Source organism: Verrucomicrobium sp. BvORR034 (assembly GCF_000739635.1).
GTDB lineage: Bacteria > Verrucomicrobiota > Verrucomicrobiia > Verrucomicrobiales > Verrucomicrobiaceae > Verrucomicrobium.
Genome location: NZ_BATQ01000046.1, coordinates 54,227 through 78,364, shown reverse-complemented (window position 1 = coordinate 78,364; position 24,138 = coordinate 54,227). Strand labels below are relative to the sequence as shown.

Sequence of the window (24,138 nt, the reverse complement as noted above, 5' to 3'; positions counted from 1 at the left end):
TTTCCTGAGGAGGAGCAAGCAGCCATCAACGGCGCATTGCCTGCTGCCTCTGGTGGTTGGCCTGGTGAATCATGTTCTTGTCACGGCAGCGGGCGAGAGCGTCCTCCAATGAAATGAATCCGTGACGGAGCAGGTGGCTGAGACTGTCGTCGATGGTGTGCATGCCATCGTTACCCCCAATCTGGATGAGGCCGGGAAGTTGGGCGAAACGACGACTGCGAATGCACGCGGATATCCCGTGGTTGTTGGTCATGACCTCCGTCGCCAGGACTCGCCCAGGTTGATCCAGACGAGTGATGAGATGCTGACAGACCACGCCGATCAGACTGTGGGCGAGCTGAGAGCTCACATAATCCTGAATCTCTTCCGGAAAGGCATCAAGGATGCGCGCCACCGTCGTGCTGGCATCCGTGGTGTGCAGCGTCCCAATGACAAGGTGACCAGTCTCCGCCGCGGTGATGGCGATGCGGATGCTCTCAAGGTCTCGCATCTCGCCAATGACGATCACATCAGCATCGGCGCGGAGGGCACTGCGCAGGGCATGTACGAAGCTTTGCGTGTCCGCCCCCACCTGCCTCTGCCGCACCACCCCGCGGTGGTGTTTAAAGACGTACTCCACTGGGTCTTCGATGGACACGATGTTACCCCCACGCTCACGCGCCACCTTCTGGATCATGCTGGCCAGAGTGGTGGTCTTGCCGGAGCCGCTCGTCCCGGCAATGAGGATAAGCCCATGCTCCCGGTCACACATCCTCTCCACATTGGGCCCGTGACCAAGATCAGCCAGATCGGGAATATGCTCCGGCACGTGCCGGAAAGAACCTTCCAGATGACTGGTCACGTAGTACACGGTCCCACGGAAGCGCCCCAGGTTTTCCACTTCAATGGCGAAGTCCAGTTCCCACTCCTGCTCCAAACGGGAACGCTGGGATTCCTTCAGGCCACCCAGGATGATTTCGCGGCAGGTTTCCGCATCCAACACCTCGTCTGTGAGGGGTTGCAGAATGCCGTTCAACCTCATCATCGGAGGTGCTTCCGCACTGAGATGCAGGTCCGAGCCGCCAAACTGGCAGACCAGGGTTAGATAGTCGATGAGGTCGTGCTGAGCCATGAGGAAATGGTTGAGAAGGTGGTTAAGGAAGGCAACGACGCATCGTCAGCCCCGGATACCGCGAGCCGCCCTGCGGAACTCAGTCTCGCTGCCCAGCGCTTCCACCGCCGTGGCTTCAGTGATGAGTCCTGCGTCGTAGGCGGCCATCGCGCTGTGCATGAAGGCTCGAGTCGTTGCATCCGACCCTTTGCGGAGAAAATCCTGGATGTGCGCAGAGTCTCTCTGGGAGATCCAATCACGAATGGCCCCCACGTTTTCGATGTGCTCCACCAGAAGATGGAGGCCGCCATCGGTCCTGGGCACCAGCTTTTGACAGAGTACCCCCACCAGCTGGCTGGAAAGCATGTGTGTGCCCACTCCGGCTTGATCCTTGGGGAAAAGGTTCAGAAACCTCTCCATGGTGTCGCTGACCCGCTCAGAGTGCAGAGTGGCCAGCACGAGGTGCCCTGTCTCAGACGCCTGCAAGGCCGTCAGAGCGGTGTCGAAGTCACGGATTTCCCCCACAAAAATGGCATCCGGCGCCTGGCGCATCGCTCCACGCAAACCCTGTGCGAAAGAGCTGGTATCCCGCCCCACTTCGCGCTGGGTGAAGTGGCTCATGTCATTGGTGAAGACATACTCCACCGGATCTTCGATCGTGACCACATGCCGGGCCAGGTTCTGATTCACCCATTGGAGAAGGGAGGCGATCGTCGTGGACTTTCCTGTTCCCGTCGGACCGGTCACCAAGACCAGGCCAAAGTTCCGCGATGCCCACCGGGTCAGCAGATCCACCGGCACGCCCAGCGTGTCGAGAGATGGAATCTGCGTCTTGATGCGCCGCAACACCGCCCCCAGGCGGCCCATGGTGCGGTGCAGATTCACACGAAAGCGCACATGATTCTGGGAGATCAGGCCCGAATCACGATCCATGTCCGTGGCGGGATCTGCGCCACAGGCCTGCCAGAGAGACAGGATCTGCGGCAACCCCAGTGGCTCCTCTCCGTAAACCATCAGCTGTTCGTTGATCTTGAATCGCGGCAATTCCCCCTCCTGGAGAAACAGGTCGCTGACCTGGTGCTGTTCCGCGGCCTCGAGGAGGGAGTCAATGCTCAGAGATGATGACATGAAGGACGGCGTTTTATCACAGGGTCAGACAGGCTGGCAATGGCATTTGTGGAACGTCTCTGTTCCCTGGTTGCCAGAAGCCCTTCCGATGAACCCCTTCCCAGGCCTGAAGTTGCACGTTTTGCCGGGGCAGGCGAAGCTGAAAGACCTCCCCCTCCGACTGCCCCTTTCTGATGGTACCGTCGGGACTTTTTCAGGAGAGATGGGCCGCCCTCTGGATCGAAGGGGCCTTTCGCAGCGCGACAAAAGCCCGACCTGTCGTCAAAGTTCAATGAAATAGCGGCATCCCCAGGGGGAACAGGTTCACCTGGATTCAGGAAATACCCATCCCGGAGCAGACGCCGTGAAACCGGTGAAGCAACCGCTTTTCAAACGCACGCAACCCAGCCTGACAGAGCGAAGGTTCTAGCCGCCAACTTAACTGGTGGTTGCTGGTCCTGCCACTTTTCTCATCCTTGGAGAAAGAGTGGCGACCCCTACGAGAATCGAACTCGTGTCGCATCCGTGAAAGGGATGTGTCCTAACCGCTAGACGAAGGGGTCGTTTGTGCGGGCTGTGAATGTGCTCAGATTCCGAAAATGTGCAACTGGATTTTGCTCATTTTCTTCAACTTTTCTTCTTTTCTTACGCCAGCAGACGGGCGGCAGAGCGGGCCGTCGCTCCTTCATGGGCACGCAGCGCCTCGCGTCCCACATATGCCATGGCCTGCGCCTCCTGCGGATGCCGCAGAAGGTGATCCAGGCGCTCCTGCAGGGCCGCAAAGTCCGGCACCTGGGCGGCCCCCTGCCGGAGCAGAAGCACCCGCACGAGCGCGCTAAAGTTTTCCATGTGCGGGCCGAACAGGACAGGCTTGCCCAGCATGACTGCCTCTGCGGGATTCTGCCCGCCAGTAGCGAGGAAACTCTTTCCCACCACCACCAGCGTAGCCAGCCCCTGCCAGGCCTTCAGCTCCCCGGTCGTATCCACCAGCAGGCAGTCGGGAGCGGCGGTCTGCTCGCGGTCCACCATGCTCCGCCGCCGCACTTTCAGCTCCATCGCCCCCAGCCGCTGCTGGATTTCCGCCGAGCGCTCCACGTGGCGCGGCACCAGCATCAGGAACAGCGCGGGATGTGCGCCCCGCAGCCGGAGGTAAACCCTGGCAATTTCCTCTTCCTCGCCCGCATGGGTGCTGGCAGCCAGCAGGACGGGACGAGCGCGACTGATCCCCTCACGCTCCAGGATCTCGCGAAATTCAGCCATCTGCTCCACCGGTTCCCGGTCACCAGCCTCATCAAACTTGATGCTGCCCGTCCAGACCACACGGTTGGGATCAAGCCCCAGAGAGAGCCACCGCTCCACATCCTCCGGCTCCTGCACCATCACCTCCGCCAACAGGGTGAAGATGGGTCGCACGAGGGCACGGAGCTGTCGGTAGCGCCGTTCAGAGCGCGGGGACAGCCGTGCGTTCACGAGCCGCACCGGGATGCCTCGGCGGGAAGCGGCCTGCACCAGATTGGGCCACACTTCCGCCTCCACCAGCACGATCTGCCTGGGTTGGATCGCCGAGAGACAGCGACGCACCACGAACCAGCCGTCCAGCGGACTGTAGAGGGGGACCACCGTGTCCGGAAGCTCCGTGGCCAGCTTCTCCGCCTGCGCCATCCCCGTTGGAGTGGTGGTAGTGATCACAATGCCCACCTGCGGCCGCTGCCGCACCAGTTCGTGCACCAGCTTCACCGCGATGCCCACCTCCCCCACGCTCACGGCGTGCATCCAGATCACCTCAGCACGCGAGCGACGCAGTGCGTCCAGCTTCGCCCGCGCTGATTCCGAGAAGTAGCCCAGCCTCTGCCATAGGTCACGCCAGCGGCCGCCCCGGGCTCGCATCTTTTTGATCGCCCCCGGCAGCATCACCAGGAGCATTATCGGCAAGATCAGATTGTAACACAGCAGCACCAGGGTTCTCGGCATCGGATATCGTCGGAAGTTGCAGCAGCAGGATGCGGGTGGAGCCGTAGGAACGATCACGCACCACCTCCCAGTTCGGGATAACCCCGCTGTCGCGTTTTGTCACCATGGTTTCCAGCACCAGCCATCCGCCCGGTGCCAGCACCTTTGGGAGGGATTCGTTGGCCAGCAGCAGCCCGGCAAAGTCGGTGTCGCCCGGTTTCTTGGTGTAAGGAGGATCGGCAAACACGAGGTCAAACTGCGCGCCGTCATCGGCCAGTCGACGCAGAGCCGCAAAGGCATCCGCCTTTGTCACCTTGCCGCCAGACAGCTTCGTCTTGGTCAGGTTCTCCTGGATGAGAGTGGCGGCGGACCCATGCTGCTCTACGAACAGCGCCTCCTTCGCCCCCCTGCTCAGGCACTCCAGGCCCAGAGCACCAGAACCGGCAAAGAGATCCAGCACCTTCGCTCCCTGCACCAGTTCACCCAGCATTGAAAACAACGCCTCCCGCACCCGGTCGGCGGTGGGGCGGGCCACCATGGCGGGAACTTTGAGGTGAATGCCGCCAGCGCGGCCTGCGATGATTCTCATGATGGGGCGGAAAAGTCCCACCCCTATACCGGGATGCCCTGCCGTTCAATACGAGGCTACAGCCTTCGCTCGCCCCGTCCGACCACCTTAAGCCTTTCCTTTGCCCTCACGCTCCATGATCTCCTGGCGCGCCCGCTCCAGCAACTGGCGCTCCTCATGAGTCAGGCTGCCCAGCCCTTGCTTGGCAATCTTGTCCAAGATGGGGTCAATCTCCCGCTCAATGAACTCCTTCTTCGTGAGGGAAGGCACAAACGTGTCCGAATCCGGCTCATTCACATCCACCACCCGACGGCGGCGGCGGACATTGGTAGCAGCCACAGCCGGGCGCCCGGCCTCACGACGCTGCCGTTCATGCCAGAGCCGCTCGTAGGTCACCGGCGTGCCGCCATACCCCAGGATGCGCATGAACCACATGCCCGTGAGCGCCCCGCCCAGGTGGGCAAAGTGCGCAACGCCAGTGTCGATCACTCTCAGCATCTCCAGCAGCCCCAGCACCGTGCTGGCACCTATGACGACCATCGCCAGCGTCCACATTCGCACCCGGACGGGAATGATCAGAGAAATCATGGCCGTGACCACCTCCTGCGGAAGCATGACCGCCATGGCCACAAACACCCCGATCACGGCCGCAGACGCCCCGATCACCGCATGCGGTTGACCGGCCATCCAGCCCACCAGCACCTCCAGGAGCGCACCGCCCAGCCCGGAAATGAAATAGACATAGAGGAAGTAGCGCGGCCCCACCAGAGATTGCAGCCCCTTGCCGGAGAAGAAAAGCATCAGGCAGTTGCACACCAGGTGGAACAAGTTCCCATGCACAAACATGTGCGTGACCAGCGTCCACACCCGCCCCTGAAGCAGAGCTTGGAGGGAGAACGCCCCCCAAGGTTGTCGGTCCGGCGTGCCATCGGGCAAAATCACCACCGATGATGCCACGCCAAAAACCTGCAGCACGAACACCGCCACATTGATGATTACCAGAAGCGTTACGGCATCCGGCCACATGACCTCCAACCAGCGGGAAGGCTGGGGGCCACGCATATAGTCACGATCACTCAGCATATCGCTATTTCTGCTATACCATAAAACGACTCACAACACCAAGTCCACGTGAGAAAATTGCCCGGAATCGGTGTCGTACAGCCCAAACCCCGGATTGCCAAAGCGTCCCATGAGCTCTCCAGGGTTCGCCCAGAGGGTCTTTCCCACTTGGTGAACGTAGCGCTGATGGTCGTGTCCGCTGAACACCGCATCGTAGGCACCGCTCTCGGCCAGACGGCGGGAAATGTCTGGATAGTGGTTCAGGGCGATCTTCTTTCCGCCCAGTTCCAGTTCCGCCAGCAGCCCATGCAACGTCACGTGGGTGTGCTTGCCTGCCACGCGGGAGAGGAGGAACTGGTCTCCGTCATTGTTGCCAAACACAACATGGATGGGGCCGGAAAAACTCTCCGCCAGTTGGGCCAGCGTGAAAGGGGCGCAAAAGTCACCCAAGAACACCATTGCCTCCGCCTGCAGCTCCCCAACCTGTCGGGTGGCGGCAGTCAAATGGTGCAGGTGATCGTGAATGTCACTGAGAACAGCAATCTTCATGGCGGCAAGGGACAGACTTTCGGAGGACGCGCACGTTCGACATGAGACGATTTCTCATTTGACGCGCATTTCAGCGGAGGCTAGGAACTAGCACGAACAAACTTTTGCTGTTCGGGTCAAACGTTTTCGCATCCCCTTCTTTCTGTATGAATTTGCGCGCCTTCCTGGCCTCCGCCGCCATTGCCCTGCTTTTTACTGCTGGTATCCGTGCTGAAAACCTTCCGCTTGATCATCCAACGGCAAAAGTCGTGAACGCTTATCTCGAAGCGGTGGTGAAACAGGACTGGAAGACAGCCTCCACGATGCTGCTACCCGTTTCTCTGGAACGTCGCAAAAACCAGATGATCACTTCGGTCAAAAACTCGACCACCATGACGGAGGAGGCCGCCAAGCTGAACATGCTGGGCGTGAAGGATGTGGCCGAGCTTCAGAAGATGACCCCGCAGGAGGCCTATGTCGCGGATCGCGCCGCCGTGCACAGCCGGATGAAGGTGAGCCCTGAGACGATCAAGAAGAAGCAGGAGACCCTCAAGATCAACATCCTCGGCCTCGTGTCCGAAGAAGCAGGCAAGATCGTGCATGCTGTGGTTCGCACCCGTCAGGAAACTACTGACGTGGCCATCGAAGAACTGCTGCTTATTTCCCTGACCCAGGACAAGCTCGACACGAAGAAGTGGCACGTCGTCCCCGACATGCAGCAGCCCATCACCACGCCTCTGGCCGCTGCCAAGGCCCCCTGATTCAGGCCCGTTAGATAAAGAAGTTTCCCGAAACCGGTGTGGCGCAAGTCACACCGGTTTTTTTGTGCCCTGCCCGCTTCGCGGGAGACAAAAGACTTCAAGACAGAAGACCAAAGACATAACCTGACGCCAGGGGCGTCAAACAAAAGTAGCCCAGGGCAAGGCGAGGCACGAGCCGCCACCGTGGGTACACGGGCAGGGGCCCCGAACTCGCATCGACACCCGGGGTGGCGACCACTTCGCGCTCAACCCAGGGCTATGTTGTATCACGCCGTTGGCGTGGGCACTCGCAATGAGAAACACGAGAACACCGTCAACGTCGGCCCCCACACCCTTCGCCGCAAGGTCAAAGACATGACCCGACGCCATTCGCGAAGCGTCAGGTCTTCTGTCTTTCGTCTTCCAGTCTTTTGTCTCGCCGCTCCGCGGCCTACGGCCTCACCGTAACGACAAACGCCTTGGCGGGATCAAAGAACCGCGCTGCCGTCTCTTTCACCTGGGCATCCGTCACAGAAGCCATGAGTTGCGGCAGCTTCTGATGATGGCCGAAGCCGAAGCCGTTCAGTTCATCCCAGCCCAGTGCGTCTGCCATGGCCCCATTTCCCTGCTGCTGGCGCAGCCAGGAGGATTTCCATGTGGTCTTGGCACGCTGCAGTTCGTCAGACTCCAGACCTTCCTCGGCGAGGCTGGCGATCTCCTTCATGAGCTCCGCCTCTACCAGATCCAGCTTCTTCGGATCAGTGCCAACGTAGAAGTAGAACGCGCCGGATCCCAAAGCGTGGAAGGCCTGCGTGCCCACATAGTAGGCCAGCCCCATCTCCTCCCGGATGCGGTTGAAGAGACGCGACCCCATGTCACTGCAGGCCTCATCGATGAGTTGCAGCGCCGGTGCATAGGCGTCCTGCATGCCGACTGTGGGGAAGCCCACCACCAGCACACCTTGTTCCTTGTCGAGCTTGAGATCCCAACGCGCTGAGGCCGCAGTGGGATGCTCGGGATCAAAGCCGGCCGTGGACTTCGTTCCAGGCGTCAGCTTGCCCAGTCGCTCTTCCACGAGCGCGAGCACCTCCACAGCCTTCACATCGCCAAACACCGAGACCACGCCGTTGCCTCCCTGAACCGTGCGCTCCCAATGGGCGCGGCACACCTCTTCATTCAAGCTGGCCACCGACTGCTGGGTCCCGAGCGCCGTGCGCTCAAAAGCCAGACCGGCAAACATCTCCCGGCGCGCCCGACGCAAAGCCACGGTAAGCGGGTCTTCCAGTTCTTCGCGAATCGACGCCTGCTGACGTTTTTGGATCTTGGGCAGGTGTCCCGCTGGGAACACCGGCTGAGTGAGAATCTCCGTCAGCAGGTCCAGCGCCACCACTTCGTCCCCCTTCACCACATCCGCCCCCACCACCAGTCGGTGGGCATCTCCGGTGGACAGCAGGGATCCGCCGCGATCTTCGAGCACGGCAGCGATCTGTTCATCGGTCCGGCTTTGGGTGCCCTTCACCAGCCACTGGGCTGTGATCTGGGTCACCCCGGCGTTCTCATCCGTTTCCACCGGCACCCCGGCCAGGAACTGAATGCGCGTGGAGACCAGCGGCAGGCGCGGGTTCTCGCCGACCAACAGCGTCATGCCATTGCTCAACGTGAAGCGCTGCGCCTCCTCCCGGTTCACCCGGGCATTGGCCTGGCTCGCCTTCTTCAGCGTGCCCTGCGGATGCAGGGAGACACGGCAGCGACGATGCGGCTGAATGTACGTCTTGGCCGCATTGGTCACCGTTTCCACCGTCAGGGTGCGGATGCGCTCCAGATAGGTGCGATCCTGGTCAAGGTTCCCCACTGTCAGCCAGCTGTGCCCGAGGCTGTTGGCCATACCACGCGTCGTGCTGCGAAGCCTAAGCTGATGGCTGAGGGTGGCACGCACTGCCTTGTCGAGTTCTTCCTGGGTCGGACCGTTCTGGCAAATCTTGTCCAGCACCTGACCGAGAGCCTCCTCCACCTTCTCCAGATCTTCCGCATCGCACTCCGCTTCCACGGCGAAGAGGCCGCGATCCAGTGCTGACCATGCGCCAGCCCCCACCCAATGGGCGATCCCAAGTCGTTCTCTCAATTCCAGATTGAGGCGGGAACTGCGTCCGCTGCCAAGAATGAAGCCCAGCACATCCAGCGCTGGCTTGTCGGGATGCGAGTCCCCGTGAATAGGCCAGCCCAAGCTGAGACGGGCGATGTCGGTGTTAAACTCCTTCTCCGACTGCCGGGGAGCCACCTGCACCGGTTCTTCCGGCATCAGGACCGGCTCATAGGGACGGCGCTCCCAACTGCCGAAATGCTGCTGAATCGCCGCCCGCACCGTGGTGGAATCAAAGGCCCCCACGACGACCAAGAAGCAGTTGTTGGGCACATAGTGCCGCCGCACAAAGCCGACCACATCCTCACGCCCGGCTTGATTGAAGATCTCCAGGTGTCCGATGATGGGGTGACGCAGCGGGTGCTCCCGGAAGGCGGTCGCCTGCATCAAGTGTTGCAGCACGGACTGGGGGTCATCGTTGTCCATGGCGAATTCCCGCCGGATCACCTCCTGCTCCTTCACCAGTTCGTCCGCGTGGAAGTTCGAGCTGCGGGCCATGTCGGCCAGGATGTTGAGGTAACCATCCACGTTCTCGGCCACCCCATCGATCCAGTACACCGTGCGGTTGAAGGTGGTGTAGGCATTCACATAGCCGCCCAGCGCCTGGATCTCCTGGGAGATCTGGGGAGCCGTCCGGCGCTCCGTCCCTTTGAAAAACATGTGCTCCACCAGGTGAGCCAACCCCGCCCCGGTCCACTTCTCCTCATGCAGGCTGCCTGCCTTCACCCACAACTGCACGCTCGCCAGAGGGTGCGCGTGGTCTTCCAGCAGAATCACCTCCAAGCCATTGTCCAGGGTGTGCAGTTGGGCGGCATTGGGGGGGATGGTGAGATCACTTTTCATGGAGTCAGAATGAGATCGGCGGAAACAAGGTCTTCACACCGGTGGAAAGGAGCTGGATGGGATACGAACAGAGAGTCCGAGCAGAGGAAATCAACGACGGCGGGCAACCTGAAACGGACGCCGCAGCGCCTCCATCAAGTCCACCCCGTCAGAAAAATCATCAATGGAATCGGTCTCGTTCCTTCCGAAATAGCCGACTCCAATGAGGTTGTACACCATGTTTCCCACGTCCTCGCTGCGTTCGAGGCCCCAGTCCCTGATGACGAATGCCGCCATGGGACCAAATTCCAGCACCGCCAGGTCTCTGAAACCCGAGAGCAATTCCCGGCCGTTAACGTGGCGGTCGTCTTCATTTTCACGCTCCAGCATCTTCACCGTGTGGCCCAGAGCCTGGCACAGAAAAGCATAGCTCTCTGGAGCATAGCGGTTGTCGCGCTGCTGCACCTCATGAACGGCAAGCTGGAGGGCAAAGGATTCTCTCATGAACGGAAATAGCTGGTGGGGGGTACCCAAGATGGCGCAAAGGTGGAGTGGGTCAATCTGGAGCCGCTTGTGGGGGCTCCACCTCCTCAATTGTGGGGATGACCGCCTTGGGGACCTCCGTCTGGACGCCGCGATGACGACAGGCCTTCACTCCGGCTCCCAGCAGCAGCAGAGCCAGGATGCCGAGGATCAGTCGTCGTTCGTCGGGGGATACCATGGAGGAATCCGCACCTCTGGGTGCAACCTTCGCACTCGTCAAGCGTCCCGCCCCTCATTCTCCATTGACTCCGCCCCCTTGCAAAGGCACTCATCTTTCCCGTTCCATGAGCAATCCGACCGAATCCGCCACACCCCGACTCGACTTCATCCGCGAGTTCATCGCCAACGATGTACGCTCCGGCAAGAATGGCGGCCAGGTGGTCACGCGTTTTCCCCCGGAGCCCAACGGCTACCTGCACATCGGCCACGCCAAGTCCATCTGCCTGAACTTCGGCCTCGCGGAGGAAAACGCGCCCAACAGCCGCTGCCATCTCCGCTTTGACGACACCAACCCCACCAAGGAGGAGACCGAGTACGTGGACTCCATCATGGAGGACGTGAAGTGGCTCGGCTTCGACTGGGGCACCCACCTCTACTACGCCAGCGACTACTTCGGGAAATTCTACGAGTTTGCCGAACAGCTCATCACCAAAGGTCTGGCCTTCGTCTGCGACCTGAACGCTGCCCAGATGCGTGAGTACCGCGGCAATCTGACCGAGCCCGGGAAACCCAGCCCCTTCCGCGATCGCAGTGTGGAGGAGAACCTGGATTTCTTCCGCCGCATGCGCGCAGGAGAGTTTACTGACGGCAGTCACACCTTGCGGGCCAAGATCGACATGGCCAGCTCCAACCTGAACCTGCGTGACCCGGTGCTCTACCGGATCCTGCATGCAGAGCACCATCGCACCGGCAACGAGTGGTGCATCTACCCGATGTACGACTTCGCCCACCCGCTGAGCGACGCGCTGGAGGGCATCACCCACTCCCTGTGCACCCTGGAGTTTGAGGATCACCGCCCGCTCTATGACTGGCTCGTGGAGAACGTCGATGGTCTGCCCAGCCGCCCTGTTCAGAGGGAATTCTCCCGTCTGAACCTGAACTGGACGGTCATGAGCAAGCGCAAGCTGCTCCGCCTGGTGAAGGAAGATCGCGTCTCCGGCTGGGATGATCCCCGCATGCCCACCCTCAGCGGTATCCGCCGCCGCGGCTACACTTCCGCCGCCATGCGCAACTTCAGCAAGGGCGTGGGCCTGACCAAGTTCAAGGCACTCACCGACTACGGCGTGCTGGAGAACGCCGTTCGTGAGGACCTCAATAAAGTGGCTCTGCGCCGCATGGCGGTCCTGCGCCCGCTCAAGCTGGTTCTCACCAACTACCCCGAAGGCCAGATCGAAGAGATCGAGGCCCCGAACAATCAGGAGGACCCGAACGCAGGCATGCGCAAGGTCAAACTCGGCCGCGAGTTATACATCGATCAGGAGGACTTTGCTGAAGTCCCTCCCAAGGACTGGCGTCGTTTCACCCTCGGTGCCGAGGTCCGTCTCACCAACGCCTTCTGCGTCATCTGCACCGACGTCATCAAGGACGACGCCGGCAATGTCATCGAACTCCGTGGCACCTATGACGAGACCACCCGCCATGGCAAGAATCCGGAAGGTCGACCCAAGGTGAAGGCCGCCGTCCACTGGGTTTCCGCCGAGCATTCCGTCACCGCCCCGGTGCGCCTGTACGACCGCCTTTTCACGGTGGACGATCCCGACGCAGCCGCGGGCGAGAACGGAGACTTCGTTGATTTCATCAATCCCAAGTCGCTCGAAGTCATTGAGGACGCCCGCCTCGAAGCCACTCTCGGTGAAGCAAAACCAGGCGAACACTTCCAGTTCATCCGCGTAGGCTACTTCGTGGCAGACTCCAAGGACTCCCAGCCCGGTTCTCCGGTGTTCAACCGCACCGTCAGCCTCCGGGATGGTTTTGCGAAAGGGAAGTAAGACAGGTTTCCAACCTGTCCGTACTGCAGGATTCCATCCTGCCTCATTTCAGCCCCCCTCCACATGTCCCCCACCCCCGACGACTCCCCGTTCGGCAACCTGAGCTCCTCAGGCCTGCCGCCGGGACCCGCTGGGAAAGGCGATGCCAGCGCTCCTCAAAACCACTGGAAGATGGGCAAGGTCACCCTACAACGTGAGACGGCCCACCGCGGCGGGAAAACCGTCATCGTGATCAAGGACTTCGCGTCCCACCTCCCTGCCACGGTCATCGAGCAGATTGGCAAACGCGTCCGGGCCGCCTGCGGTTGCGGCGGCACCGTCAAGGACCGCCGCATCGAGATCCAGGGCGATCAGGTGGAACGCATCCGCAAGGTCCTCGAAGCCGAGGGCTTCGAGGTCGGCGGCATCAAGAAATAGCGTCGAGGCTCCATCACTCCCACTTCAGCTCCAGCGCGAGCTTGTTGGCCCCAGCGCCTTCCTTCACATCCCAGATCAGCGCGTCGCCGCCCTTGTTGGAGACAGTCGTGGTACTCACCGAACCGGCAGGCGCGTCCTGATCAGTGATTGCCGCAGCCACCGCTGAGGTGTAGCTCACCGTCAGCTTGTTCTTTCCCAACACCGCGCCATCACGGGCAGGCAGATTGAATTTGCCCATCATCACCCGTGCCGTCACCTCTGGAGCATGGGGGTCTTCAGGAGTGAAAGTGACACTGCCCCAGGCCACCGGAGCGCCGTTCACACTGACGGTTCCCTCCACCGCGCCGCGCTTCGTGCTGGCTGGGCTCAGGAAACCTTCGTTGCGCAGCCAGTCCGCCAGATGCTTGCCCCAAGTGGAAAGGACTGGATCGCCCTGAAAGAGCCCCACGCCGTGAGGTCCACGACGGTAGATGTGCATCTCTGCCGGCACCTTGTTCTTGCGCAGGGCCAGGTAGAACGCCACGGCATTCTCCGCTGGCACCACCGTGTCTTCATCCGTCTGGAAGATAAAGGTGGGCGGTGTATGCGGTGAGACATTCCGCTCACTTGAGACCTGGCGGGCAATCTCCTCATTGTCCTTGTCCGGACCGAGCAAATTGTTCCTTGAACCCCGATGCATGTAGCCCTCGGTCATTGAGATCACCGGGTAGCACACCACCAGGAAGTCCGGCCGGGAGCTGAGCATGTCGATGGGATCGGGTGCATTCGGATCCCCGTTGTCAAAGAGCGTGCCCACCGTGCTGGCCAGGTGACCGCCCGCGCTGAAGCCGATGACCCCGATGCGTCCCTTGTCCACGCCCAGCTTGTCCGCATTGGACCGGAGCCACCGCACCGCCCGCTTGGCATCATTGAGCTCGGTGGGATGGTGATAACCTGCCGACCCCAGACGGTAGTAGCAAACCACCGCCGTCACCCCCAGGCTATTGTAGAATTTCGCGATCTGCCTGCCCTCGTGATCTGCCGCCAGCCCACCGTAGCCGCCCCCCGGCAACACCACCACCCCGGCACCGCAGGATTTCTCCTTGGCCGCAGGGAAGATTTCCACCCGGGGCACATCCTTCGGCTCCGTCCCCTTCGCCCCCGGAGCCCCTTCGGGCCAGAGAGGAACAGATTCAGGGGTTGCCGCCTTGGCGACGCTGTTGAAGAACATGCCCAAGGCGCAAACGATAGCGGGACTGTGCAGGTAGAATTTCAGGTTCATGGAAGCAGTAATAGCAGGTGCGATTGAAAGGGTCTGATGAGCACGGAAGAGAAACGTAGCTTCTTGACCAAAACTTCTACAGGAGGTGATCCCTCTCATAGTCCTAGGACTCGACGAGGGTAACGGAAACGCAAATCGTCAGCGGCCGAGCATTTTCGTGATGGTCTCAATGTATTTCAGATCATTCGGCGACGTAAATCGCCCTTGAAGCTTGGAAAACTTGCTGATCATTTCGACCTTAGTGTCAGCCCCAAGAACCGACGAAAACTGATCTGCAGTGGCGGCGACTGCCGCTAGCATGCTAGAGCGTTGGTCATCCGTGTAAATCTGGTCATCCGCAATCGACGAGTAGGCTCCTGTAAATATCGTGGCAAGGCCACTCCTCATCTGAGCCAGGGCATCCATGCGTGCCTGATAGCGGCTGTCCTTGGGAATTGTTGGAAGGAACTCGCCAACGAGGTCAATGCCCAAAGCTGACACGTGAAGCATGAAGCCTAGAAGCAAGCTCATTTCACCTGCCACCTTTGCGCCACCTACAGCTTCGGCGACATAAAGCTTAGTCACCTGGTTTGCACTTTGCTGCAGCCCGAAAAAATCCTCCATCCGTGAGGAAAGTGGAAGGGTGCGATTCCGTCCAAAGGTGAGATTTTCGATGGAACAGAACCTCTGCAGGACCTTCTTTCCATCAGTTTCCTCCAACCGTGGCAACGGAGCTTTTTTCTCACTCAGAATTTGAACTACAGTCTTGTAGTCCGCTGCACGCCACTCTCGATCCGCAGCTGGAGCGCCTGCATCCAGAAATCGATCATCTGCCAGAGTTGATCCACAAAACAAGAGAATGAGAGCTGATGCTTTAAGAAATCGGAACATAGGACGTGAACGGTGTGGCGTTGAGTTCAGGTGGCTCCATCTACCACCTTGCAGGCTCCTGTCACAGGACAAGCCCAGGCAGAGCTTACACAGTTGTCCATTACGATTCACTCAAAAACTGAGTCGGCGATGACCTCCAGAGAGACTTCTAATCTATCCTGGCCACAGCAAAGAATCCCGTCCCTCCCGTCGGAAATCCACAGACCCTCCCCTTCAAATACCACAAAATACAAGGAAATCGTCCCCATCGGCTTGACTGAGGGCCAGCGTGCCGCCGTGTCTTCAGAGAATCGTGTTTCGCCACGCGCCATTTTCTTCCCGTTTCAGGGTGTCAATGAGCCATCTGCCCTTCTTTCGAACCAGGGCGTATCTGTATCTCCCGCCACCCAACACGGCCTGCCGATGCGTTGTGACGAAAGCTCGCTTCCGGGCCTCGTCGGCCGTGACGTCCACCAGTTGCTCTTTTTCAGGATCATACTCAGGCGGCCTCCGAAACGAACCCTGGCGACCGAACTTCCTCTTCTTTGGGGTGCAGAAGGAAATAAAGATCGCATCCATCTTGTGTCTAACCTCCGCCTGATAGTCCGCGGGGTCACCCGTATTCCGGCACTCTCGATAGGCCTGCCAAGACGCAGTCTCCCAACCGTTCATGGCATGAATATAGCCCCGCACAACAGAAGTCGGATCATTGTAGTCGGTATTTTCAACAGGCGCACTCATGATGACCAACCTCCCGTATCAACCTCTGGGGCACACTACAGGCAATGGTTCGATCTTAGCAATTATTTCCGGATCCCACCATGTGAAGCAACCGCTCGCGCTATGAGTCGTACATCTCCAGAAGAATCCCTTGCGTGTCGCATTAGACACATCGTGATACAATGTATCCGTCAGTTCCTCCGCAATGAATTTCGGCCTGACAGCCACTCGTGAAGCGCGTCAATCCTCTCAGTGTTCGGCCCCTGGGGCGTGAATGTCGGGCACAGCCAACCCCCTTCGGAGTGTTCATTCCAGGCGTAAACCAGGACAGTATTGGCGGGAACGTTGCCAGAGTTCGCACGGGTCCAGACAAAGGCAGACTCCATACCGGCAACCAATTGCTTGGGTGTCGCTGACCAGCCGATAAAGTCCTTCTCAATGTTTTCGCGGGGATACCAAGCGACGTGAGTTTCCCGAAAAGGGGTGGGATCCCAACCGGTGCCCACATTGGGGATGATTTCTTTGAGCTTGGAGTAGTCGCTCCAGTTCTTCTCCATTCCGCCTGCATACATGCTGACCGCGTCAGCGCCGACCGCATCGCATGCCTGCGCCGCCTCCGCGGCAGTCCAGCCCATCATGGCAACATAGGGACTCTTGCCGCAGGATTTCATCGAGAGCTCTCGCAACACCGCAAGGTCCTTGCGGGCGATTGGCGTGAAGAGATAAATCAGGGGACGGCCGTCGAGCACCTTCTGGTACTCCGGCTTGGCAAACTCCGCAGCAAGCCAGGGCGCGTCTCGATTCATGTCAAAAGGATTGGTCCCCAGAACGACACACCATTTGAGGCTCTCCCGCTTGGTCGAAGTCAGATAGAAGTTCCGTGCGAGTTCCATTCCGCTGCCAGGCGGGTACCAGTCAAACGCCCAGTAGTCGATACCCGCGTGAACGGCATAGCCAATCTCCGCGTCCATGATCTCTTGAGAGAGAGGTTTGAACTTGATCAACTCCGGCCCCGCCGTGTCCACAAAGAAGGGAGCACGATGCCGATACTTCGATGGACTGAGAACTCGCTCACAGTCCCTCCCAACCGCGCAGTTGTTTCCCCAACCATCCCATCGGATGGCACCGATCAAAGGACGTGTCGATGACTCCGGGGCCCCTAAGAGCGCGGCAATGCCTAGAAAAAGCGCTGAACTGAGTTGAATGAGATGCTTGAATGTCACTGGATCGGATTGTTTGCTTACTTCAAAATTTTGCAGGCGATGCGCCATGACTACGGCTTACACGCTCGAACCGACTTTTCTTGGAGAACCTTGGAACGCCAGCCGCAGTCGTTTGGTTACACTCTCTTGAAACCAAGAGCACAAATAGTACGTCAACCCGGCTGAAGAACTTGCCACCTTTCCGCTTCCATCCAACCTTCGGGACAGACTTGCAAGATTCACGGGAGCCGATGGGACCCTCCCAACGTCAAGGATCAGGCACCATCGGAACGGCGGTTGCCTGCATCCGCTTGTCCTGCCTTGAGTTGATAGAGAGCGACGAGAAACAGTGTCGGCGTAAATACCAACAACGAGGAATTCCGGCAATCAGATCCATTCCACGTCACAATGCAATCTGCGCCTGCGAGAGCCGCCGAATGATACAGCACTGCGTCTTCGAGATTTGGAAATCCGTCATGCAACGCTGCATCAATGACAGGCTGACTGGCAGGTGCGGACGGCTACAATGATGTTGGTGTCGATGAGCGCGTTCACGAGTGCATTCGCTCCGAATAATCACTATGACCCTCAACGTCAGCATCTGTGGCCGTAATGCATCCTGCAAGTCGACGAGTTCGCGGTGCAAGTCGCTCAATTTCGGGATCGGCAACGGGATTCTTCTTGCAAAGCGTAGCAAAAAAGTCAGAGACAAGCGTTGAGACGGAAACCCGCCGTGCTGTAGCTTCACTCTTAGCTGCAGCGATTAATTCATCGGGAACGTGAAGTGTCAGCTTTGACATGACGTACAATTCTCAAGTTTTTCACGTCACACAAGAGGTTCTTGCCAGCTGAACAATTTCACGCTCAGCGACCACTGAGGCGGCCCCCACTTGCCTGAGGTTCGGCTCCAGTTGGGCTAAAGGTAATATAAGCTTGAACTTGCTTTGAAAAGCAGCATACCCGGACACGACCACATAGTCTTGAAACAACTCAAAACGCCGACTGTCGACGGAGATTTTTTCTCGATAGAACTCAGTCCGCTCCATTTGAGTCGGCGCTATAGGCAAACGATGACCTTCGGTCACCCCATGACGTCATTTTGCAACGCCCGCCGTCCTCGATTTGACTTTCTCAAAAATCCCTCGGAAATACTGCCTGAATCTCCCATCGATCACTCGCTTTGCCGTCCCATCGGCAGTGCAGAGATTGAAGCGACTGGCATAGTACGTCTTGCAGACGCCTTGCGCGTTGTATAAATCAACCACCAGTCGCGAATCTTCATTCCACGGATTTTTGGACGGTTTGAGCTGGGAGAGTTGGAGATAGTCCACCAAGTCAGATACTGCATGCCCATCAAGTTTGCGTATGAATTGAGCCCGATTGCGGACCTGATCGGGATCCAGTCTTGCCCGAGTCATCACATCCCAATCCACCAGGAAAATCTCCGCCTTCTGCCAGACATCAGCCTTGCAGACAGGAGCGGAGATCAGCAAGCTGAGCAGCAGAAGGAACAGAACGGTCAGCGGCCTCATAGACTTTTAGTTATCTCCTAGTGAGTGATGGCAACTTGCGACGAAGATGACAGCGTTCGCGTACGCTTTCATGACTCTGGCACAGACCTTCACAGTCGGCGCAATCACACCAGCCTAATCGGCAGGAATGACAATGGCGTGGCAGTCGGATCGGAAATGATTGCCTTCACCCTGGCAACGAACTCTTCTCTTGTGGGATTCGGACCAGCCCCCCAATTCATCCTGCCGTGTGGTGCCAGTTCAGCCATCATTGTTGAATCTCCTGTCTCTGAAGAAGCTGCGGAGCGTTCCAAACAAAATACCCGGCACTCTGATTCCGACATCCTGACGGCACCCACATAGTACGCCTCGCCAGTGTCTTCAGGAGTCGGGAAGGTGAGTATCAGGATCTCAAACCCACCCGGAGCAGTCAGCGAACGCCACACGGATGTCCCGGTGTTTTCCACTCTCTCCACAGGCTCAAACTCTTCTCCACAATCCGCCCATAAGCGGGAAAAACTGCGATCATCCACATTGGAGTCGAGTGTGCCGAAGAAATCGCTGGGGCTCTCCAGCGCAAACTTTGCCAACAAATATTTCATGTGGAAGGCTTGGGCTCGAGGCTTCATAGGGTGGCTTTTTTGCTAATAGTATGGTCTACCGAACACGAAGGGCTTACCTCCCCCGCCCCACGGGCACAAACCGCAGCTTGGTCGCCAGCACTTCGTCATGCTCTGACTCCGCCCACGGGCCCTTTGAAGCTTCCCGGACATAACCGAACACCTGCCAGAAGGACGGGCCTTCATCCGCTGCGGCTTGGGCACCCAACCGGGTGGCCCCTGCGGCAATCCGATACGGACCCGCATACATGAACTTCACATCCAGCACAAAGTCCCGGTCCACGCGAAAGACCTCGGTGCCTGTCAGGACAGAGTCACTCTCCGGGCCACGCGGGGGTGAAAGATGCTTCAAGCCCGGGAACGACTTCTTGAGATGCGCGCGCAGGGCGGGGTCAGGCAGCGCAGCCAATCGGCTCCGGTAGGTGGCCTCCCGTTGTTTGACATCGCCAGAGGCTGCCGACCCGGCACAACTGGCGAGCAACAACACCGGCAACAGCCACACCATCCAATGCCATGCAGACCTCATAGGAGGGCATCTCAACAGATGGCCACCTGATTGGCAAGAAGTTGCCGGATGAAGTTTTTCTGCGGCCCTATTTTATCACTTTTCAGTTTGGCGACTTCGACTAGCGTCCCGCGCATGCGACTCCGCCTCTTGACTGCGAGCCTCCTGCTGCTTGGCACCGCGTTGCGTGCCGCCGACCCCGCGCCAGCCCTCAACCTCGAGTTGGGCAATGGTGTGACGCTCCCCGTGGTGCTCATCCCCAAAGGCACCTTCATGCAAGGCTCCCCCACAGACGAGGCGGACCGGGGGAACGATGAAATGCAGCGCTTCGTGAATCTCACGAGCGACTTCTATCTCGGCAAGACCGCCGTCACGGTGCAGCAATTCGAGCGGTTCGTGCAGGAGACCGGTTATCGCACCGAAGCCGAAAGCGGACCCAGCGGCGGCTTTGGCTGGGCAGGAGACTCCCTCGTACAGAAGAAGGAGTTCACCTGGCGGAACCCCGGCTTCACGCAAGCTCCGGATCATCCTGTCACCATCGTCACGTATCCCGATGCAGAAGCCTTCTGCCAGTGGCTTTCGAAAAAAGCAAAACGTAAGGTCACGCTGCCGACCGAGGCACAGTGGGAGTACGCCTGCCGCGCAGGAACCACCACTGCCTGGCATAACCTGGGTGATGAGGCCGCGAGCAACAGCATCGCCTGGCACAAGAAAAATGCCGGCAATCAGACCCATCCCGCCACCAGCAGTTCCGTGAACCCTTGGGGTCTTCACATCGGCGGCAACGTGGCGGAGTGGTGCCTGGACTGGTACGGCCCCTATGAATCCGGCCCGCTGACGGACCCGGTGCAGACCAACCAGAACCTCTCGGACAAACCCCGCCGCGTCCTGCGCGGGGGCGCATGGTCCCGCGATCCCAAGAACACCCGGAGCGCCTCCCGCTACCGCGCGGATGCCCGCAGCCGCAACGCGGACATCGGGTTTCGCGTGCTGTGCTCAGTGACGGAGGTCACTCCGCCCCCGGCTCCAAAACCGGCAACAAACACCTCCTCCACCGGAGGACTGCTGCCACGGATGGAGGGCGGATTGGAGCCTTCAGTGGGTCGGCCTACCGTACCAGTTTCCACCACTCAACCCACCCCGTCGCCCACTTCCAGCGATGCTCATGACCACGGCACGACACCCCCAGAGAAAAAAGGCGGCCCCTTGGACTTTCTGGTCGGCCTCTTGTGCCTCCTTTGCCCCTTTGTCGTCATCGGTCTGGTGATCTGGCTGGTGGTTCGTGCGGTCAGAAGCAAAAACCAGGGTGCCACGCCCCCCATGCCGCCGTCCCGCAGAGGCCAGAGCGCAGGAGCTGCCCTGGCAGACGCCCTCCAGCAGCCCTCCGGATCAGGCCGCGCCCCCCGCATCCGCATCGTCGAGGACGGGTTCTGGATCCTCGTCGATCTCGCCCGCGGCAGCACCGTCCGCTACGTGTACCGTCCCCACGGCGGCATGGACGTAAGCGGCCAGGTCCAGTATCAACCGGGGCCCGATGGACAGTATGTTTACACGGGAGCGAAACCCGAGAACGTGCGCGTGACCGAAGCAGGCGGTCAGCCGATGGACGACGCCTTCGTGTACGACTCGGACAATCGCGACAACCGTCGGGGCAGCGCCTTCGACCGAGACGACAACCGTCCCCCCACCTATCCTTCGGCGTACTAATCCCGGCATCCAGGCTGTCACGCTGCCCCTCTCGTGGAAGCTCTTGTCTTCGACGCGGATCCTCGCTTTCCGCATCTTGCCGCTCGCAGTGTCCGCAGCCTGCGGGCCGCCGGGTTTGATAAGATTACGATCCTCGCTGTTGGCAGTGCCTCGCAAGGTCTCGCCGGATCGGGGTCGGTGCTCCTCCTCCGCGCCGGAGCCTGGTTACGCCACCCTGCTCACTTTCAGGCTCCGCCTTTTCATCCTGCCAGCCATCCTGTGATGGCGGTGGGACACGTCGCGGGCACGGGTCCGGCGGAAGCCTGGTCACGGTTCTTTGAAACGCACGGTGGGGACTTCTCCCAGGCGGAGACGCTTCCTCCCTGTGCGTGCGAGTGGTTCGATGAAGCAGCCGTCGCCACCGGCCTTGCTGAAGCCCGGCTCACGGGAAGCCCGCTGCCAGTCGCCACGGCACTCAAGCCACCCCGCATCTTCCATTGGTCTCCGCTGGATGCCGGGTTTGCGCCGGGGCTGCGCTGTCTGCAGATTGTGACCAGCCTGCAACACGGCGGCGCAGAGCGCATTGCCTGGGATCTGGCCCAGGAGCTTCCCCGGACGGGCATTGCCACGCGACTCATCGCCTTGGGCAAACCCTTGCGCCGCACCCTTCCGGCACTGCCCGGCACCCTCGACCTGAGCCAATACGACCGCGAAGCCCGGGCAGAGCGCCTCCGCATCGTCGCGCACCACTTCGGGGCGGATGTCCTCCACGGTCACCTCATTGACCAAGAGGACATGCGTCTGTTCAGCACCACCGGCATCCCCCTCGCCACCACCATCCACAATACCCGGGCTGCGTGGCCAGCAGGTCTGGAATCTCTGGCCGAAGGAGACGCCGGATTACTCATCGCCTGCGCCCAGAAGGTGGAGCAGGAACTGGCAGAACTGAAACTGCCTGCTCCGCTGCGCACGGTTTGGAACGGCATCTCCATGGAGGAGTATTCGGGCCCACAGTCTCCTAAGCCAGCGAGCCCTGAATTTGTGCTCGCCTGTGTGGCCAATCCCCGCCCACAAAAGCGGCTTCACCTGCTCCCGGGGATTCTCGCCGCCACCCAGCGGGCCTTTGATCGCTGCGGCATGAAGCGTCAGGTCCGCCTCATTCTGGCGGGCGAGGCCTCCTCACGCAGTCCCAGTGCGCTGGAGTGTTATGAGCAAATCCGTCAGGAAGCCGCCCGACACGGCGTGACTTCGGCGATCACCTGGACTCATGGCGAACTGGACACCAAGAGCGTGCTGGCCCAAGCCGATACGGCCATCTCCTGCAGCGCCTACGAAGGGCTGAGCCTCGCGCACATGGAAGCCCTGGCCATGGGGCTGCCGCTGGTCTCCACGGATGCGGGCGGCACTCGGGAACTGGCTCCGGGCAATCCCGCTCTGACCCTCCTGCCCCTGGACGCCTCCCCTGCCGATTTCGCCGACGCACTGGTGGCACTCGCCCAATCTCCGCCGGCCTCTGGCGCGGAAGCTGTGGCCCGTGACTTTTCCACCCACCACATGTCCCGGCGGGTGGGCTGGCTGCTTCAGAGTCTGGCCACTCAGGCCGCCTCGCCCACCGGCAAGGGCATCCTCTTTGTCACCAACAATCTCTCCACTGGTGGAGCGCAATCCTCTCTGCGCCGCCTGGCTCTGTCCCTACAGGCACAAGGGGTACCCGTCACGATCGCGCTCCTCCAGGAGTATCCCGAACACCCCACCTTGGGTCGGACGGCTCTGGAACAGTCCGGCATTCCCTTCATCGTGCCAGCCCCCGCTGGTACCATCGATCCTGCCGTGGCGGTGCGGGAGATCCTGAACAGCGTGGCGGCCACTCCTCCCGCCACCCTCGTGTTCTGGAATGCCATCCCGGTTTACAAGTTCCTCTTTGCCGATGCCGTCTGGTCCGCCCGCATCTTTGATGTGAGCCCGGGAGAAATGTATTTTGCATCGCTGGAGCGCTATTTCCTCAATCCCCGGCCCGCCCTGCCCATTCGTTCCACACAGGACTACGGTCAGCGGCTCAGCGGGGTGATTGTTAAATACAGCGACGAGGCTGAACGGGCGCAGGAGCTTCTAGGAGCACCCACTCATGTGGTCCCCAACGGGGTCATCCTGCCCGAACCTTTGCCTTCCCGCCCTGTAGCCCCTGTGACATTCATCTTCGGAACCGCCGCACGTCTCAGCCCGCAGAAGCGGCTCGGCGATCTGCTGGAAGCCTTCCGCCTGGCCTTGCCCCTGCTCCCCTCATGTGAACTTCACATCGCGGGTGGCCCCGAGCACGACGGAGCGGAGTATGTTGAAGAATTGCACCATCGCGCCGCCGGCCTGCCCGTCGTCTGGCTTGGGGAGCTGACCGACCTTCCCCCCTTCCATGCCAGTCTGGATGCCTTTGTCATGATCTCCGAGCCCGCAGGTTGCCCTAATGCATCCCTGGAGGCCCTGGCCGCTGGACTGCCTGTGATCGCCACGGATTTCGGAGGTGCCCGTGAGCAGGTGATTCACGAGCAGACGGGCTTGCTGGTCCCGCCGCGAGACGCCGCAGCACTGGCAGCGGCCATGGTCCGGATGGCCACTGAGTCAGATCTTCGACTCCATTGCACGTGGGGGGCCCGTGCCCACATCGAGGCTCACTTCACCCTGGCGCGAATGTTGTCCGCCTATCGCCGGGTGTTGCTGGAGGCTTGATGCAGAGAATCTACCAATCCCCGCCTTTCCTGTTGCGGGAATTCCGTCCAATCTGCTTAAAAAAAGTCAGTTTCAGCCCCCGAGTCCGTTTCCTGCCATCTTCTTTTT

The 24,138-nt window shown here is 60.0% G+C and carries 21 protein-coding genes and 1 tRNA gene; 5 read left to right on the top strand and 17 right to left on the bottom strand.

Features of this window, described 5'->3' with window-relative positions:
• Positions 1-25: 25 nt before the first annotated feature.
• From BV034_RS08275 to BV034_RS08245, 7 genes are all read right to left on the bottom strand, one after another.
• Positions 26-1,111 (bottom strand): PilT/PilU family type 4a pilus ATPase, encoded by a 1,086-nt coding sequence (locus BV034_RS08275; RefSeq protein ID WP_050025943.1) that lies wholly within the window; start codon positions 1,109-1,111, stop codon positions 26-28.
• Positions 1,112-1,156: 45 nt separating this feature from the next.
• Positions 1,157-2,218, bottom strand: a complete 1,062-nt coding sequence (locus tag BV034_RS08270) for an ATPase, T2SS/T4P/T4SS family (protein WP_050025941.1) — start codon at positions 2,216-2,218, stop codon at positions 1,157-1,159.
• A 467-nt stretch (positions 2,219-2,685) separates the two neighbouring features.
• Positions 2,686-2,760: transfer RNA gene (locus tag BV034_RS08265), tRNA-Glu, on the bottom strand.
• A gap of 82 nt (positions 2,761-2,842) precedes the next feature.
• Positions 2,843-4,120 (bottom strand): 3-deoxy-D-manno-octulosonic acid transferase, encoded by a 1,278-nt coding sequence (locus BV034_RS08260; protein WP_050025938.1) that lies wholly within the window; start codon positions 4,118-4,120, stop codon positions 2,843-2,845.
• Positions 4,056-4,736 (bottom strand): 16S rRNA (guanine(966)-N(2))-methyltransferase RsmD, encoded by a 681-nt coding sequence (gene rsmD / locus BV034_RS08255; RefSeq protein WP_050025936.1) that lies wholly within the window; start codon positions 4,734-4,736, stop codon positions 4,056-4,058. The genes BV034_RS08260 and rsmD overlap by 65 nt, the downstream gene beginning before the upstream one ends.
• An 87-nt stretch (positions 4,737-4,823) precedes the next feature.
• Entirely contained in the window at positions 4,824-5,798 is a 975-nt protein-coding gene (locus BV034_RS08250; protein WP_050025934.1) for a rhomboid family intramembrane serine protease, read from the bottom strand.
• A 30-nt stretch (positions 5,799-5,828) separates the two neighbouring features.
• Entirely contained in the window at positions 5,829-6,326 is a 498-nt protein-coding gene (locus BV034_RS08245) for a YfcE family phosphodiesterase (protein ID WP_050025932.1), read from the bottom strand.
• A gap of 146 nt (positions 6,327-6,472) precedes the next feature.
• Between BV034_RS08245 and BV034_RS08240 the strand changes: the two genes are divergently transcribed.
• Positions 6,473-7,066 (top strand): hypothetical protein, encoded by a 594-nt coding sequence (locus tag BV034_RS08240; RefSeq protein WP_050025928.1) that lies wholly within the window; start codon positions 6,473-6,475, stop codon positions 7,064-7,066.
• A 430-nt stretch (positions 7,067-7,496) separates the two neighbouring features.
• Here BV034_RS08240 and BV034_RS08235 read toward each other — a convergent pair whose 3' ends face one another.
• The 3 genes from BV034_RS08235 to BV034_RS35870 all read right to left on the bottom strand — a co-directional run bounded on the left by BV034_RS08235 (position 7,497) and on the right by BV034_RS35870 (position 10,728).
• The gene (locus BV034_RS08235) at positions 7,497-10,028 is read right to left on the bottom strand and encodes a pitrilysin family protein (RefSeq protein ID WP_050025927.1); all 2,532 of its coding nucleotides are present in this window, start codon (positions 10,026-10,028) and stop codon (positions 7,497-7,499) included.
• A 90-nt stretch (positions 10,029-10,118) separates the two neighbouring features.
• Positions 10,119-10,511, bottom strand: coding sequence for a Minf_1886 family protein (locus BV034_RS08230; protein ID WP_050025926.1), 393 nt, complete (start codon positions 10,509-10,511; stop codon positions 10,119-10,121).
• Positions 10,512-10,563: 52 nt separating this feature from the next.
• A complete protein-coding gene (locus BV034_RS35870) occupies positions 10,564-10,728 on the bottom strand; it encodes a hypothetical protein (RefSeq protein WP_265592774.1) in 165 nt (54 codons plus the stop codon).
• Positions 10,729-10,834: 106 nt separating this feature from the next.
• Here BV034_RS35870 and BV034_RS08225 point away from each other — a divergent pair, with 106 nt between their 5' ends.
• Both BV034_RS08225 and BV034_RS08220 read left to right on the top strand, forming a co-directional pair.
• Entirely contained in the window at positions 10,835-12,538 is a 1,704-nt protein-coding gene (locus tag BV034_RS08225; protein ID WP_050025924.1) for a glutamine--tRNA ligase/YqeY domain fusion protein, read from the top strand.
• A 63-nt stretch (positions 12,539-12,601) separates the two neighbouring features.
• Positions 12,602-12,955, top strand: a complete 354-nt coding sequence (locus BV034_RS08220) for a translation initiation factor (protein WP_050025922.1) — start codon at positions 12,602-12,604, stop codon at positions 12,953-12,955.
• A 13-nt stretch (positions 12,956-12,968) separates the two neighbouring features.
• On the opposite strand, the gene BV034_RS08215 is transcribed toward BV034_RS08220, so the two are convergent.
• From BV034_RS08215 to BV034_RS08180, 7 genes are all read right to left on the bottom strand, one after another.
• Positions 12,969-14,216: an alpha/beta hydrolase gene (locus BV034_RS08215; protein WP_063768712.1), complete on the bottom strand. Its 1,248-nt coding sequence runs from the start codon at positions 14,214-14,216 to the stop codon at positions 12,969-12,971.
• A 138-nt stretch (positions 14,217-14,354) separates the two neighbouring features.
• Positions 14,355-15,086 carry a hypothetical protein gene (locus BV034_RS35865; RefSeq protein ID WP_265592773.1) on the bottom strand — a complete coding sequence of 244 codons (732 nt, stop codon included), beginning with the start codon at positions 15,084-15,086 and terminating at the stop codon, positions 14,355-14,357.
• 282 nt (positions 15,087-15,368) lie between these two features.
• Entirely contained in the window at positions 15,369-15,806 is a 438-nt protein-coding gene (locus BV034_RS08205) for an NTF2 fold immunity protein (protein ID WP_265592772.1), read from the bottom strand.
• 170 nt (positions 15,807-15,976) lie between these two features.
• Complete coding sequence (locus tag BV034_RS08200) at positions 15,977-16,756, bottom strand: hypothetical protein (RefSeq protein ID WP_265592771.1); 780 nt, start codon at positions 16,754-16,756, stop codon at positions 15,977-15,979.
• Between the two features lie 1,325 nt (positions 16,757-18,081).
• On the bottom strand, positions 18,082-18,519 hold the full coding sequence (locus BV034_RS08190; RefSeq protein WP_050025912.1) for a hypothetical protein: 438 nt from the start codon (positions 18,517-18,519) through the stop codon (positions 18,082-18,084).
• Positions 18,520-18,623: 104 nt separating this feature from the next.
• A complete protein-coding gene (locus BV034_RS08185) occupies positions 18,624-19,100 on the bottom strand; it encodes a hypothetical protein (protein WP_050025910.1) in 477 nt (158 codons plus the stop codon).
• 73 nt (positions 19,101-19,173) lie between these two features.
• Positions 19,174-19,644: a hypothetical protein gene (locus BV034_RS08180; RefSeq protein WP_265592770.1), complete on the bottom strand. Its 471-nt coding sequence runs from the start codon at positions 19,642-19,644 to the stop codon at positions 19,174-19,176.
• Positions 19,645-19,758: 114 nt separating this feature from the next.
• Here BV034_RS08180 and BV034_RS08175 point away from each other — a divergent pair, with 114 nt between their 5' ends.
• Both BV034_RS08175 and BV034_RS36715 read left to right on the top strand, forming a co-directional pair.
• Positions 19,759-21,330: a formylglycine-generating enzyme family protein gene (locus BV034_RS08175; protein WP_050025906.1), complete on the top strand. Its 1,572-nt coding sequence runs from the start codon at positions 19,759-19,761 to the stop codon at positions 21,328-21,330.
• 33 nt (positions 21,331-21,363) lie between these two features.
• Positions 21,364-24,030, top strand: a complete 2,667-nt coding sequence (locus tag BV034_RS36715; protein ID WP_304944979.1) for a glycosyltransferase family 4 protein — start codon at positions 21,364-21,366, stop codon at positions 24,028-24,030.
• Positions 24,031-24,138: the final 108 nt, after the last annotated feature.

Excerpts from the sequence above, each read along its gene's own strand:
- BV034_RS08275 (WP_050025943.1), bottom strand. The coding sequence starts at position 1,111 with ATGGCTCAGCACGACCTCATCGACTATCTAACCCTGGTCTGCCAGTTT.
- BV034_RS08270 (WP_050025941.1), bottom strand. The coding sequence starts at position 2,218 with ATGTCATCATCTCTGAGCATTGACTCCCTCCTCGAGGCCGCGGAACAG.
- BV034_RS08260 (WP_050025938.1), bottom strand. The coding sequence starts at position 4,120 with ATGCTCCTGGTGATGCTGCCGGGGGCGATCAAAAAGATGCGAGCCCGG.
- rsmD (WP_050025936.1), bottom strand. The coding sequence starts at position 4,736 with ATGAGAATCATCGCAGGCCGCGCTGGCGGCATTCACCTCAAAGTTCCC.
- BV034_RS08250 (WP_050025934.1), bottom strand. The coding sequence starts at position 5,798 with ATGCTGAGTGATCGTGACTATATGCGTGGCCCCCAGCCTTCCCGCTGG.
- BV034_RS08245 (WP_050025932.1), bottom strand. The coding sequence starts at position 6,326 with ATGAAGATTGCTGTTCTCAGTGACATTCACGATCACCTGCACCATTTG.
- BV034_RS08240 (WP_050025928.1), top strand. The coding sequence starts at position 6,473 with ATGAATTTGCGCGCCTTCCTGGCCTCCGCCGCCATTGCCCTGCTTTTT.
- BV034_RS08235 (WP_050025927.1), bottom strand. The coding sequence starts at position 10,028 with ATGAAAAGTGATCTCACCATCCCCCCCAATGCCGCCCAACTGCACACC.
- BV034_RS08230 (WP_050025926.1), bottom strand. The coding sequence starts at position 10,511 with ATGAGAGAATCCTTTGCCCTCCAGCTTGCCGTTCATGAGGTGCAGCAG.
- BV034_RS35870 (WP_265592774.1), bottom strand. The coding sequence starts at position 10,728 with ATGGTATCCCCCGACGAACGACGACTGATCCTCGGCATCCTGGCTCTG.
- BV034_RS08225 (WP_050025924.1), top strand. The coding sequence starts at position 10,835 with ATGAGCAATCCGACCGAATCCGCCACACCCCGACTCGACTTCATCCGC.
- BV034_RS08220 (WP_050025922.1), top strand. The coding sequence starts at position 12,602 with ATGTCCCCCACCCCCGACGACTCCCCGTTCGGCAACCTGAGCTCCTCA.
- BV034_RS08215 (WP_063768712.1), bottom strand. The coding sequence starts at position 14,216 with ATGAACCTGAAATTCTACCTGCACAGTCCCGCTATCGTTTGCGCCTTG.
- BV034_RS35865 (WP_265592773.1), bottom strand. The coding sequence starts at position 15,086 with ATGTTCCGATTTCTTAAAGCATCAGCTCTCATTCTCTTGTTTTGTGGA.
- BV034_RS08205 (WP_265592772.1), bottom strand. The coding sequence starts at position 15,806 with ATGAGTGCGCCTGTTGAAAATACCGACTACAATGATCCGACTTCTGTT.
- BV034_RS08200 (WP_265592771.1), bottom strand. The coding sequence starts at position 16,756 with ATGGACGCGGAGATTGGCTATGCCGTTCACGCGGGTATCGACTACTGG.
- BV034_RS08190 (WP_050025912.1), bottom strand. The coding sequence starts at position 18,519 with ATGAGGCCGCTGACCGTTCTGTTCCTTCTGCTGCTCAGCTTGCTGATC.
- BV034_RS08185 (WP_050025910.1), bottom strand. The coding sequence starts at position 19,100 with ATGAAATATTTGTTGGCAAAGTTTGCGCTGGAGAGCCCCAGCGATTTC.
- BV034_RS08180 (WP_265592770.1), bottom strand. The coding sequence starts at position 19,644 with ATGAGGTCTGCATGGCATTGGATGGTGTGGCTGTTGCCGGTGTTGTTG.
- BV034_RS08175 (WP_050025906.1), top strand. The coding sequence starts at position 19,759 with ATGCGACTCCGCCTCTTGACTGCGAGCCTCCTGCTGCTTGGCACCGCG.